A 12,189-nucleotide genomic window follows, 5' to 3' on the forward strand; every position below is an offset into this window, starting at 1 on the left:
AAGCCAACGCCAAACGCGCGGTCCGTTGCGAACTGTCGGGCAGAAGCGGCATGTTCGCCGCGGTCATCAACCTCCAGGCGTTCGTCCGGCTCCCGGGCGGCACCGAGTTCCGGACACGCTGCGGGAACCTCCGAGTGCTGGAGGACGAGGTCGCCGCGCCCGGGTCCGGAAGGGGGAGTGGCGATGTATCGCGAGGGTGACTGGGTGGAACCGGCCAACGAGGCCGTGCGCCGGGTGCGTCACCCCGGGCAGATTCTGATGGCGCAGCCGCTCCCCGACGGGCAGCAGACGCTCACGGTGCAGCCTCCGGGCGGACGGGTCGCCTGGGCCATGCCCTCCGACAGCGTTCGCCCGGCCGAGCCGCCCGCCCGGCCCGCCCCCTGAACCGCCGCACCTCGGCCACTGGCCTGGCCGGGGTGCGGCACCAACTCCCGCACCCACACTCGCAGAAGACGGAATCGGAGGAACACCGATGAGCACCGGCGACACACTCGATGGCATCGGTAGCAAGGTGAAGCACAGGGACGAGAGTCTGCGAAGGACACATCCGCCCGGGGTGATCGAGCACATCGAGCCGGACACCGACCGGGTTTACGTCCAGCCCTTCGACCCGACCCGCCCCGCCTGGACCGCCGAACTCGCACTGGTGGAACCGGACGACGCCATCTGGTATCCGACCGACGGGCAACGCCCCGCCAGATCCATGGCGTTCCCCATTCCCCCCGGCGCACGCGCCCCACGCGAGTACGGGTGCTACCGCCTGTGAGCCCCGCCGCCGGGGTGCCGGCCCGGAGAGGTCGGCGGCGGCGCGGGCGCGGCGGGTGACCACCCGGGGAAGGTGGTCACCCGCCGCACCGGGTCGTTCGGACCGCGGGCATGACCGTCCGCGGGCCGGGCAACCGCCGTGCCGACCCCGGCGCCGTCGATGCCGCCGCTCCTGTCGGTGCGGGGCCGTACGGCGCCGACGTCGACTCGACCGTCCTCAGATCTGGCAGGCGATCTCGTCCGCGGCCCGCTCCCCGGAGGCCACCGCCGCGTTCAGGGTGGAGTTGTCCACGTCGGTGTGCTCGCCCGCGAAGTGGATCCGGCCCTCCTGGACGCCCTCGTAGCCGGCGATCGAGGTGTACTGACCGACCCGGTAGTAGTGGTAGGCGCCCAGCGACCAGGGATCGAGCGACCAATGGTCCTCGTACGCCTTGCCGTTGTACGCCGCCGTGGTACCCGGGAACAGATGCTCGATCTGGGTGTGGAACCACTGCACGTCGGCCGCCGGCGCCGGGCCGTGTGCCGCTCCGGTGAGGGTGTTGCGGGCGACGTTGCCGCCGGGGAAGTTCACCAGCAGGGCCGGCGCGCCGTTCTCGCCCAGGTTCACCGAGCCGTCCCAGGAGGTCTGGTAGCCGGTCGGGCCGGTGTTGCTGATGCCGTTGCCGCCGACGGCGGGCCAGGTCTTGCGGGTGAGCTGGGTGACGATCTTCGCGTTCTGCCCCATGCCCTGCTCGCGGATCGCCTTGAGCTTGAGCGCGGACAGGCTCGCCCCGGACAGGTCGACGTTGCGCAGCGTGCTGAACGGCAGGGCCAGCACGACGTGGTCGGCGGTGACCGAGACCGTGCTGCCGGCGTGGTCGAACGTACAGGTGTAGCTGCCGTTGGCGTTCTGCCGCAGCGCGACCAGTCGGTGGCCCGGTTTGACGGCGCCGGCCGGAAGCTCCGCGACCATGCCGCTGACCAACTGGTCGTTCCCACCGATGAGATGATACTTCTCGTCGAAGCCGCCGCCGGCGAATACCTCGGAGGAGCCGAGGAAGCCGATCAGGCTCATCGCCGAACAGTCGCCCGGTTCGCCGCCCGATTGCAGTTGCAGCGACTGGATCAGTTGGCCGAGCCGGGAGCCGGCCGGCAGCCCGATCTCCGCGAGGTAGTCCAGGGCGGACATCCGGTCGAGCCGACGCGCCTCGGCGGTGAAGTTGTCGTAGCGGGGTGTCCCGGCGGCGGCGTACGAGGCGCTGAACGCGCTGTAGGCGTGTGCGATCCAGTCGTCCTGCTGGGCGACGCCGTCGTACCCGGCGCCATCGATCCACGCCTTGTAGTCCCCGGTGGCCAGCGCGCCGCCGGCGGCGACCTCCTTGTTCAGGCCCAGTCGGCGGGAGAGCGCGAGGATCTCGGTGTCGGTCGAGCTGATGAACGCGCCGCCGTGCTCGTGCACCTGGCCGCCGGCGAAGTAGCCGCGCAGGGAGCGGCATCGGCCACCCAGGTGGGTGTCGGCGGCCTCGTAGACCGTGGCGGCGACGGGCGTGTGACCCGTCCACAGCCGATGTGCGCAGCGCAGTCCGGCCAGACCCGCGCCGACCACGACGATGCGCGGTGCGCCGACCGGCGTGGCCGCCGAGGCGCGCGTGGGGGCGAGCAGTCCGCCGGGGAGCGTGGCGGCGGCGACGGCCAACGCGCCCGCGCCACCGAGGAGCCGGCGTCGGCTGGGGCCGGCCGCGGCCTCGCGTTCCTCGGCACGGCGGGCCCGCTCGCGGCGGACCGCCTCGGCCCGCTCGCCGGCCACCTCGGCCACGGGCAGGCCGCGCCGACGGGCCTCGGCGTGGGTGGCGAAGACGGCGCGCAGCGGTGCGGGCAGCCCGGCGCGGTCGACGGTTCGGGTGGGGGAAGTGCGTGGGCCGGAAGGTTCCTTGGGCATGAAATCCCTCGTCTCGGGATCGTGGCGACAAATGCCGAGCGGTGGTGTTCGCCCTGTCACGGGCGAACGCGGCCGGTTGCGGCGAGAGGACCCGGACCGGTCGGCGTCGAAGCCCGACCTGTGCGATGGGACGAGAGTGAAGCGCCTGCGCATCACTGATGTCAACAGTGTTGCGCAGACGCTGTGGGAGAGACCTTCGGGTGTTGCGAGGGGTGATGCGGATCGGCCCGCCGGCGCGGGCGGGGTGTCAGCTCTTCCGGATGGCGGCCGCGCGCTGCTCGATCGCGGTGATCAGCGCCTCCACCCGGACGTGGAAGATCCGGTCCTGCGACACCTCGGCCAACTCCGCGCTCAAGCGGGTGATGTGCGGGAATCCCTGCCTGTCCACCAGTCGATACTCGACCTTCCAGGCGGACTCGTCCGACGCCCGGATCTCGGGATCGAACAGCAGGTAGGCCGCGCGCTGGCCGACGTACGCCAGCAGCGAGTCGCCGACCATCCGGTAGTGCAGGGCCGCGTCGGCGCCGTGGAGGCCGGCTTCGGTGACCATCCCGAGGATGAGTTCGACGACCCGGAACTCGTTGGGGCGTCTGGTGGTGCGGCTGGCCATGGCCGAGGCGACCACCGGGTATTTCAGCGCGACCGCGAGCGAGCCGTCGGCCAGCGCGCGCAGCCGATCCCGCCAGTCGAGGCCGTCGGGGATGCTGTCGAGCACCTCGCCCAGCGTGCGGTCCGCGACGGACAGCAGCAGCTCGTCCTTGTCGCGGAAGTGCCGGTAGATCGCGGTCGGGTCGGTGCCCAACTCCTCGCCGAGACGGCGGATCGTGAACGCGTCGGCGCTGCCCCGCGCCGCGATGCGCAGGCTCGCGTCGATGATCGCCTCGGGGGTCAGCTGGGTGCCGGTGCGCTTGCTGCGGACTGGGGTTGCGGGTGGTTTCGGCATGGTGAGGTCAGTGTATCGATTCGACCGCCGGGATGCGCATCACTGTTGACAACACTGTTGCGCTCCCGTTTCACTCCTCATCTCGGCACGTTCACCGGCGGCACGCGAACCGGGCCGACCCACGGCATGCCGCCGCGCTCACCGCAGCACGCGGACACCGAGCCGACATCCGCCAACCGGACAACCACACCGACCCAGAGGACGCGTTGATGGGGACCACCCGGCCCAGGGCCGACACCGTTTTTGTAGGAGGCAGGGTCTTCACCGCGACCTCGCCCGCCCCGATCGACGCCGCGGTCGCGATCCGAGACGGTCGGATCCTGACCGTCGCCGACGAGCACGCGGTACGCGAACTCGTCGACGCCGACACCGAGGTGGTCGACCTCGCGGGCGGCCTGCTGATCCCCGGATTCCAGGACGCACACGTGCACCCCGCGGTCGCCGGCGTGCAGATGGGCCGCTGTGACCTGGCCGGCCAACGCTCCGTCGACGGCTACCTCGCGGTGATCGCCGCGTACGCCGACGCCCACCCCGACGCCGACTGGATCTGCGGCGGCGGCTGGTCCATGGACGTCTTCCCGGGCGGCATTCCCACCCGGGCCATGCTCGACGCGGTGGTCCCGGACCGACCGGTACTGCTCACCAACCGCGACGGCCACGGCGCGTGGGTCAACAGCCTCGCGCTGACCCTGGCCGGCGTCGACCGGGACACCCCCGACCCGGCCGACGGCCGGATCGAGCGCGAGCCCGACGGCACGCCGGGCGGCACGCTCCAAGAGGGCGCGATGGACCTGGTCGGCGACCACGTACCGACGGCCACCCCCGACGAGGCCCTCACCGGCCTGCTGGTCGCGCAGCGCCACCTGCACGGACTGGGCGTGACCGCGTGGCAGGACGCCATGATCGGCGTCTTCCCCGGCAACCCCGACAACTTCGACGTCTACCTGCGCGCCGCCCGCGACGGCTCGCTCACCGCCCGGGTGGTCGGCGCCCTGTGGTGGGACCGCGAACGCGGCCTGGAGCAGATCCCGGACCTGGTCGAGCGCCGGCGCACCGGGTGCGTGGGCCGCTTCGCCGCCACCACCGTGAAGATCATGCAGGACGGCATCGCGGAGAACTTCACCGCCGGGATGCTGGAGCCGTACCTGAACCGATGCGGCTGCGCCACCGCCAACTCCGGCCTCAGCTTCGTCGATCCCGCGCTGCTGGCCGAAGCGGTCCGCGAACTGGACCGGCTTGCCTTCCAGATCCACTTCCACGCCCTGGGCGACCGCGCGGTCCGCGAGGCCCTGGACGCCCTGGCCGCCGCCCGCGCCGCCAACGGCCGCAACGACAACCGGCACCACCTGGCCCACCTCCAGGTCGTACACCCCGACGACCTGCCCCGCTTCGCCGCGCTGGAGGCGGCCGCGAACATCCAGGCGCTGTGGGCGGCCCACGAACCGCAGATGGACGACCTGACCATCCCGTTCCTGGGCCCCGAACGCGCCGCGCTGCAATACCCGTTCGGTGATCTGGCCCGGGCCGGCGCCCGGCTGGTCGCGGGCAGCGACTGGTCGGTGAGCAGCCCCGATCCGCTGTGGGGCATCCATGTCGCGGTCAACCGGACCGTGCCGCACGACGCCCCCAACGCACCCGCCGACCGGGCCCCACGCAAGCCGTTCCTGCCCGAACAGGCGCTGACCCTGGCCCAGGCACTGACCGCCTACACCGCGGGCAGCGCGTGGGTGAACCACCTCGACGACGTCACCGGCACGGTCGAGGCGGGCAAATACGCCGACCTCGTCGTGCTGGACCGGGACCCGTTCGCGGGCCCACCCGAGGAGATCGCCGCCACCCGGGTTCGCCGCACCTACGTCGAGGGCCGCCCGGTCTTCATCGCGGGCGACTGAGCCGCACGACCGACCGGGCCGCACGACCGACGACCGACCGGGCGGCACGACCGACCGGGCACCGCCGCCGACATCGCGACCGATCGAGCACGACCACGCCACGCCCGCCCGCCACGCCCCCATCTTCCGGAGGAAGACGATGCCCGCACCCCGTACCGGACGCCCAAGACGCCTCCGCCGCATCGCCCTCGCCTGCGCCCTCGCCGCGACGCTGGCCGCGAGCGCGTGCAACGGCGGCAGCGGCAAGCCGGCCGCATCCGGCGACCGCGCCTACGAGTTGACCGCCAAGACGGCGCCCGGCGCCCCGATCGACTCGTTCACGTGGTCGCTGTTCGGCGAGCCCGCGTCGATCGACTACGCGTACGCCTTCGACTACCCGCCGAACCAGATCCTCGCCAACGTGTGCGAGAGCCTGCTGCGCTGGAACCCGGACCTGACCACCTCGCCCGGCCTGGCCGCTTCCTACACCAACCCGACGCCGACCTCGTGGGTCTACGAGATCCGCCCCGGCGTGCGCTTCCACGACGGCACCGCGCTGACCGCGGACGACGTGGTCGCCTCGCTGCGCCGCAACCTCGACCCGGAGGTCGGCAGCTACTGGGCCTACCCGTACCGCAACGTGCAGTCGGTCGACAAGAGCGGCCCGATGCAGGTCACGGTCACCCTCAAGACGCCGGACTCCGCCTTCAACAAGTACATGGCTGCCAGCCCCGGCACGGTCGAGTCCGCGGCCACCCTGGCCAAGGCCGGCAAGGACTACGGGAACCCGGCCAAGGGCGTCAACTGCACCGGCCCGTTCGCGTTCTCCTCCTGGACCGCGGGCCAGTCGATCGTGCTCAAGCGCTTCGACGACTACTGGAACCCCGAGCTCAAGGCCAAGTCGGGACAGGTCAAGTTCGTCTTCCTGCCGGACGCCACCACCCGGGTCAACGCCTTCCAGACCGGCGAGGTGGACGGCGGCTGGATGGTTCCCGCCAACTCCTACGGGCAATTGCGCAACACCCCGGCCGGCAAGCTCTATTTCGGCCGCAACACCACCGTCGCCGACGAGGTGGTCGGCAATCTCCAGGGCCCGCTCGGCGACGCCCGGGTCCGCCAGGCACTGCTGATGGCCATCGACCGCAAGGGCATCGTCGACGCCGGCGTCGGCGGAATCGGCCGGGTGGCCGACTCGCTGGTCACCGACGACGTGTGGGCAGGCGCCCCGGGCCCGGTCCGGGACGAGCTGACCAGGACCACGCCCACCTACCCGTACGACGTGGCCAAGGCGAAGGAACTCGCCGCCAAGGCGGGTGTCAACGGGCAGAAGATCGTGATCGCCACCAGCCCGCTGGACTCGCAGACCACGATCATCACCCAGGCCGTCGCCCAGGCCGCCACCGCCATCGGGCTGAAGCCGCAGATCGACACCATCTCGCCGGAGAAGTACTCCTCGCTGTTCACCGACGCCCAGGCGCGCAAGGGCATCGACCTGTTCCTGACCTTCTGGTACACCTCGATCACCGACCCGCTGGACATGTACGGCTCGCTCCAGACCGGCGCGTTCAGCAACTACGGCAGCTGGTCGAACCCGGAGTTCGACGCCGCGGTGAACCAGGCCCTGGGCGCCCCGGACCCCGCCGCGCAGTCCGCCGCGGCCGCCCGGGCCCAGCAGATCGCGCTGCGCGAACTCCCGTGGCTGCCGCTGTACACCTCGCCGGTGAGCGTCTTCCTCGGCAAGCGCATCACCGGTGTGCAGCCCTCCATCGCCTACCTCTACTACCCGTGGGCCGCCGAGATCGGGGCGAAGAGTTGACCCTCGCATCCTCGACCGAGGCGGCCGTGCCCGCCGCGACCCGCCCGAGCGGCGGGCGCGGCGGGCGCGGCCCGGCGCTCGCCCTGGCCGCGCTGCGCCGCCTCGCCGGCATGGCGACGACCCTGCTGGTCACCTCATTCCTGGTGTTCTCCTCGCTCTACCTCGCTCCCGGCGACCCGGTGAGCTTCCTGGTCAAGGGCCGCAGTCCCAGTCCGCAGGAACTGGACACGATCCGCGAGCAGTACGGCTTCAACGACCCCTTCCCGGTGCGCTACTGGCACTGGCTGGAGGGCGTGTTGCAGGGCGACTTCGGCCGCTCGTACCTCTTCCACCAGGGCGTCGGCGACGTGCTCTGGTCCCGACTGCCCGCCTCGCTGCTGCTGATCGGCGTCTCGATGCTGCTCATCGCGGTGTTCGGAGTGGGCGCCGGGATCGTGGGCGCGCTGCGCCGCGGGACCTGGGCGGATTCGACCGTGCTGCTGATGGTCACCGTCGGCGCCGCGGTGCCCTCGTTCGTCGCGGCGATCCTGCTGCGTTCGGTGTTCGGCGTACAACTGGGCTGGTTCCCGACGTTCGGCAACGGCGAGGGCGCGCTGGACCGGCTGCACCACGTGGTGCTGCCCGCGATCGCCCTCTCGGTGACCTTCACCGCGCTGGTCACCAGGGTCACCCGGACCGCGATGCTCGACGAACTGCGCCGCGAACACGTCGAGGTCGCGCTCAGCCGAGGCATTCCCCGGCGCAGCGTGATCAGGCGACACGTGTTGCGCAACGCGCTCGGACCGATCGTGACCGTCTCGGCGCTGCTGGTCTCCGGAATGTTGGTGAGCACCGCGCTGGTGGAGACCGCGTTCGGGATGGCCGGCGTCGGTTCGCTGCTGGTACAGGCGGTGAGCCAACAGGACTTCCAGGTGGTGCAGGCCATCGTGCTGCTCGTGGTGGCCGCATTCGTGCTGATCAACGCACTGGTGGACCTGCTGTATCCGCTGATCGACCCGCGGGTCGCGGCACGAGGGAGCGCCCGATGAGCGCCGGCACGCTTGATTCCGCAGCGGCGCCGGCACGCCGCGACCCGCTGCGCCGACTCCGCCGGCTCGGCGGCTCGTGGCTGGTGAACACGTGCCTGGGGATCCTGGCGGTGTTCCTGCTGGTCGCCCTGGCCGCACCCTGGCTGGCTCCGCAGGACCCCAGGTTCGGTTCGCTGTCGGAGACCTTCGCCGACCCGGGCGCCGGCCACTGGCTGGGCACCGACCAGGGCGGCCACGACACCTTTTCGGCGCTGATCGAGGGCACCCGGACCAGTCTGTTCGGACCGCTCGCGGTGGTCGTCTTCGCCACCGTCGCGGGCATCGCCGTCGGGTTGTTCAGCGCGTGGCGCGGCGGCTGGGTCGACGCGGCCATCGGGCGCGTGCTCGACATCCTGTTCGCGTTCCCGGCGCTGCTGCTGGCGATCCTCGCGGTCGCCCTGTTCGGCAAGGGCCTGACCGCGCCGGTGCTGGCCATGGCCATCGCCTACCTGCCCTACACCGCCCGCCTGGTCCGCGGCCTGGCCGCCGCGGAGAAGTCCAGGCCCTACATCGCCGCCTACCGGGTACAGGGCCACTCGCCCGTGTTCGTCTCGGTCCGCGGCCTGCTGCCCAACATCACGCCCACCGTGCTGGCCCAGGCCACGGTCAACTTCGGCTACGCGCTGCTCGACCTGGCGGCGCTGTCCTTCCTGGGCCTGGGCGTACAACCGCCGACCCCGGACTGGGGCTCGATGATCAACCAGGGGCAGTCCGCCGTACTCCAGGAACGACCGCTCTCCGCGATCGTGCCGGCGGTCGCGATCGTGCTGGTGGTCGTCGCGTTCAACGTCGTCGGGGAACACCTCGCCGACCGGGTCGCGGGAAGGGACGCCTGATGACACTGCTCGACATCGACGCGCTGAGCGTCACCCTGCCCGGCATGGCCCGCCCGATCCTGGACCGGATCGAACTGACCGTGGCCGCCGGTGAGACCGTGGCCCTGGTCGGCGAATCCGGCTCCGGCAAATCGGTCACCGCCCGGGCCGCGCTCGGTCTGTTCCCGGCCGGCGCCGATGTGACCGGCCGGGTCCGGGTCGAGGGCATCGACCTGGTCGGCGCCGATGCCGCGCGGCTGCGGGAGGTGCGCACCGGGCTCGCGGCGATGATCTTCCAGGATCCCCGGGCCGGGATCAGCCCGGTGCGCCGGATCGGCGACTTCCTGACCGAGGCGCTGCGCCTGGTCGGCGGGTGGTCCCGGGCCCGGGCGGATGCCCGCGCGGCGGAACTGCTCGCCGCCGTCGGCCTGCCCGACCCCGAGCGCCACCTGCGCCAGTTCCCGCACGAGATGTCCGGCGGCATGCTGCAACGCGTGATGATCGCCGCGGCCCTGTGCGGCGAACCGGAGTTGTTGCTGTGCGACGAGCCGACCACCGCCCTGGACGTCGCCACCCAGGCGGAGATCCTGGCGCTGTTGGGACGCCTGCGCCGCGAGCGCGACCTGGGCCTGTTGCTGATCACGCACGACATCGAACTGGCCGCCGCCTCGTGCGACCGGATCTACGTGATGTACGCGGGACGGATCGTGGAGACCGCGAGCGCGGCCGAGCTGTTCACCCGGCCGCGTCACCCCTACACCGCCGGACTGCTCGGCTCGTCCCCACCGCTGGAGGGTCCGCCGACCCGGCTCACCCCCATCCCGGGCGCGCCGATGAGCCTGCTGGAGTCCGCGACCGGGTGCGCGTTCGCGCCGCGCTGCCGGTTCGCCGAACCGGGCCGCTGCGACCAGGCGCCGCCCGCCCTCGAACCGCGCGGCACGGGCCGGGTCGCCTGCCATCGCGCGGACGAACTCGGCTCACCCGTGCTCGCCCACCTCGCCCCGGACTCGGAGGACCGTTGACCACCGACGTCACACCCCCTGAAGCGACACCCCTGATCGAGGTCAGCGGCCTGCGCAAGACCTACCGCACCGGCACGAGCGAGGTGGTCGCCGTCGCGGACCTGTCCTTTTCGCTGCCGGTCGGCGGCGCGCTGGGCCTGGTCGGCGAGTCCGGATCGGGCAAGACCACCACGGCCCGGATGTTGCTCGGCCTGGAACGCCCCGACGCGGGCCGGATCGTGGTGCGCGGCACCCCGTTGGCCGAATCGGTGCGCGGCCGGGCCGCCCGGCTGGCCCGGGCCAAGGCGGTCCAGATGGTCTTCCAGGACCCCTACCTGTCGCTGGACGGCCGGTTGACCATCGGTGCGACGCTCGATGGCGTACTGCGCCTGCACGGGGTACGCGATCCGGCCGCCCGCACCGCGCGGATCGGCGAACTGCTGGCCCAGGTCGGCCTGGGCCCCCGGGAGGCCGCGACCCGGCCGCGCGGGCTCTCCGGCGGCCAGCGCCAACGTGCCGCCATCGCCCGGGCGCTCGCGGTGGAGCCCGCGCTGCTGGTCCTGGACGAGGCGGTCTCGGCGCTGGACGTCTCGGTCCAGGCACAGGTGCTCAACCTGCTCGCCGACATCCGCCGGGACACCGGCATCGGACTGATCTTCGTCAGCCACGACCTGGCCGTGGTCCGCTATCTGTGCGACGAGGCGCTCGTGCTGCACCGGGGCCGCACCGTGGAGCACCGACCCGTGGGCGACCTGCTCACCGCGCCCGCGGACCCCTACACCCGACTGCTGCTCGCCTCGATCCCGCGCCCGGGCTGGGACCCGGAGCGGATCGCCCGGCAACGCCGCGAACTGCCCGCTCCGACCGCGGGCGGTGCGGTCCCGAGCGGGTGAGGGGCGGCCTCCGGGGTCACAACCAGTCGTTGCGCCGGAACGCCCGGAACATCAGCACGCACGCGGTGGCCATCACGGTCAGGACGGCCGGATACCCGTACGTCCACTTCAGCTCGGGCATGTGCTCGAAGTTCATCCCGTAGATTCCGACGATCAGTGTGGGGACGGCCAGGATCGCCGCGATGGCGGCGATCTTGCGCATGTCGGTGTTCTGCCGAACGGTCACTCCGGCCAGGCTGGCCGAGAGGATGCCGTCCAGCAACTCGTCGAACGCGGCCAGCCGTTCGCGGACCTGCGCCAGGTGGTCGGCGACGTCGCGCAGGTAGGCGGCGAAGTCTGTGCCGACGCCGGGCAGGGTGCCGGCGGAGAGCCGCTCCAGCGGCCGGGCCAGCGGCAGCACCGCCCGCTTGAACTCGATCAGCTCGCGCTTGAGTTGATAGATCCGCTCCGCGTCGTTGCTCGGCCGGGGCGAGAACACGTCGACCTCCAGCCGCTCGAAGTCGTCCTCGACCTTGTCCGCCACCCGCAGGTAGTCGTCGACGACCCGGTCGGTGATCGCATGCACGACCGCGGCCGGCCCGTGCGCCAGCGTCGCCGGGTCGGCCTCCAGCGACTGGCGCAGCTCGACCAGCGGCGGCGCGCTGCCGTGCCGGACCACCACGACGAACTTCTCCCCGGCGAAGACCATGATCTCGCCGGTGTCGACCACCTCGCTGGTCGCGGTCAGCGCGTCGTGCTCGACGTAGACGATGGTCTTCAGGACCAGGAACAGCGTGTCGTCGTAGTACTCCAGCTTGGGCCGCTGATGGGCCTCGACCGCGTCCTCCACGGCCAGCGGATGCAGGTCGAACGCGTCGGCGACGCCGGCCAGGTCCTCGGCGAGCGGGGCGTACAACCCGATCCACACGAAGGTGTCCTCGCCCGCCTGGGCCGCGTCCAGCGCCTCGCTCAGCGGCACCCGACCCGGGCGCCGCACGCCCTTGTCGTACAGCGCGCAATCCACCACCACGGGAGCGCGCGAAGCCCCCGCCTCGGGCGTGGGTACCGCGCCGCCGTGCCGGAACCGCCTGGCCGTGCGCCACGAGCTCATGGTCCTACTC

Annotated in this window: 11 protein-coding genes; 8 read left to right on the forward strand and 3 right to left on the reverse strand. The window is 72.0% G+C overall.

The genetic code is table 11. From position 1 onward, the window contains the following. The first annotated feature begins 183 nt into the window (after positions 1-183). Positions 184-384, forward strand: a complete 201-nt coding sequence (locus ACFZBU_RS44250) for a hypothetical protein (RefSeq protein WP_391589480.1) — start codon at positions 184-186, stop codon at positions 382-384. Between the two features lie 88 nt (positions 385-472). After that, positions 473-766: a hypothetical protein gene (locus ACFZBU_RS44255; RefSeq protein WP_391589481.1), complete on the forward strand. Its 294-nt coding sequence runs from the start codon at positions 473-475 to the stop codon at positions 764-766. 216 nt (positions 767-982) lie between these two features. Here ACFZBU_RS44255 and ACFZBU_RS44260 read toward each other — a convergent pair whose 3' ends face one another. Together ACFZBU_RS44260 and ACFZBU_RS44265 are read right to left on the reverse strand one after the other, a co-directional pair. Beyond that, entirely contained in the window at positions 983-2,683 is a 1,701-nt protein-coding gene (locus ACFZBU_RS44260; RefSeq protein WP_391589482.1) for a flavin monoamine oxidase family protein, read from the reverse strand. Between the two features lie 247 nt (positions 2,684-2,930). Further along, positions 2,931-3,626: a TetR/AcrR family transcriptional regulator gene (locus ACFZBU_RS44265; RefSeq protein WP_391589483.1), complete on the reverse strand. Its 696-nt coding sequence runs from the start codon at positions 3,624-3,626 to the stop codon at positions 2,931-2,933. Positions 3,627-3,835: 209 nt separating this feature from the next. On the opposite strand from ACFZBU_RS44265, the gene ACFZBU_RS44270 reads away from it, so the two are divergent. From ACFZBU_RS44270 to ACFZBU_RS44295, 6 genes are all read left to right on the forward strand, one after another. Next, a complete protein-coding gene (locus ACFZBU_RS44270; protein ID WP_391589484.1) occupies positions 3,836-5,518 on the forward strand; it encodes an amidohydrolase in 1,683 nt (560 codons plus the stop codon). A 139-nt stretch (positions 5,519-5,657) separates the two neighbouring features. Further along, positions 5,658-7,313, forward strand: a complete 1,656-nt coding sequence (locus tag ACFZBU_RS44275; RefSeq protein WP_391589485.1) for an ABC transporter substrate-binding protein — start codon at positions 5,658-5,660, stop codon at positions 7,311-7,313. Then, positions 7,310-8,341 (forward strand): ABC transporter permease, encoded by a 1,032-nt coding sequence (locus ACFZBU_RS44280; protein ID WP_391589486.1) that lies wholly within the window; start codon positions 7,310-7,312, stop codon positions 8,339-8,341. Before ACFZBU_RS44275 ends, ACFZBU_RS44280 begins: the two co-directional genes overlap by 4 nt. Then, positions 8,338-9,216 (forward strand): ABC transporter permease, encoded by an 879-nt coding sequence (locus ACFZBU_RS44285; RefSeq protein WP_391589487.1) that lies wholly within the window; start codon positions 8,338-8,340, stop codon positions 9,214-9,216. Before ACFZBU_RS44280 ends, ACFZBU_RS44285 begins: the two co-directional genes overlap by 4 nt. Beyond that, the gene (locus ACFZBU_RS44290; protein WP_391589488.1) at positions 9,216-10,217 is read left to right on the forward strand and encodes an ABC transporter ATP-binding protein; all 1,002 of its coding nucleotides are present in this window, start codon (positions 9,216-9,218) and stop codon (positions 10,215-10,217) included. The genes ACFZBU_RS44285 and ACFZBU_RS44290 overlap by 1 nt, the downstream gene beginning before the upstream one ends. After that, a complete protein-coding gene (locus tag ACFZBU_RS44295) occupies positions 10,214-11,089 on the forward strand; it encodes an ABC transporter ATP-binding protein (protein WP_391589489.1) in 876 nt (291 codons plus the stop codon). Before ACFZBU_RS44290 ends, ACFZBU_RS44295 begins: the two co-directional genes overlap by 4 nt. Before the next feature lie 16 nt (positions 11,090-11,105). Here the strand turns inward: ACFZBU_RS44295 and corA are convergent, their stop codons facing one another. Continuing rightward, complete coding sequence (gene corA / locus ACFZBU_RS44300; RefSeq protein ID WP_391589490.1) at positions 11,106-12,179, reverse strand: magnesium/cobalt transporter CorA; 1,074 nt, start codon at positions 12,177-12,179, stop codon at positions 11,106-11,108. Between the last annotated feature and the right edge of the window lie 10 nt (positions 12,180-12,189).

This window comes from Embleya sp. NPDC008237, from assembly GCF_042956465.1.
Taxonomy (GTDB): domain Bacteria; phylum Actinomycetota; class Actinomycetes; order Streptomycetales; family Streptomycetaceae; genus Embleya.

Bases quoted from the DNA above. Each gene is read 5' to 3' on its own strand.
- ACFZBU_RS44250 (WP_391589480.1), top strand. From the start codon at position 184: ATGTATCGCGAGGGTGACTGGGTGGAACCGGCCAACGAGGCCGTGCGC.
- ACFZBU_RS44265 (WP_391589483.1), bottom strand. From the start codon at position 3,626: ATGCCGAAACCACCCGCAACCCCAGTCCGCAGCAAGCGCACCGGCACC.
- ACFZBU_RS44275 (WP_391589485.1), top strand. From the start codon at position 5,658: ATGCCCGCACCCCGTACCGGACGCCCAAGACGCCTCCGCCGCATCGCC.
- ACFZBU_RS44290 (WP_391589488.1), top strand. From the start codon at position 9,216: ATGACACTGCTCGACATCGACGCGCTGAGCGTCACCCTGCCCGGCATG.
- ACFZBU_RS44255 (WP_391589481.1), top strand. From the start codon at position 473: ATGAGCACCGGCGACACACTCGATGGCATCGGTAGCAAGGTGAAGCAC.
- ACFZBU_RS44260 (WP_391589482.1), bottom strand. From the start codon at position 2,683: ATGCCCAAGGAACCTTCCGGCCCACGCACTTCCCCCACCCGAACCGTC.
- ACFZBU_RS44270 (WP_391589484.1), top strand. From the start codon at position 3,836: ATGGGGACCACCCGGCCCAGGGCCGACACCGTTTTTGTAGGAGGCAGG.
- corA (WP_391589490.1), bottom strand. From the start codon at position 12,179: ATGAGCTCGTGGCGCACGGCCAGGCGGTTCCGGCACGGCGGCGCGGTA.
- ACFZBU_RS44285 (WP_391589487.1), top strand. From the start codon at position 8,338: ATGAGCGCCGGCACGCTTGATTCCGCAGCGGCGCCGGCACGCCGCGAC.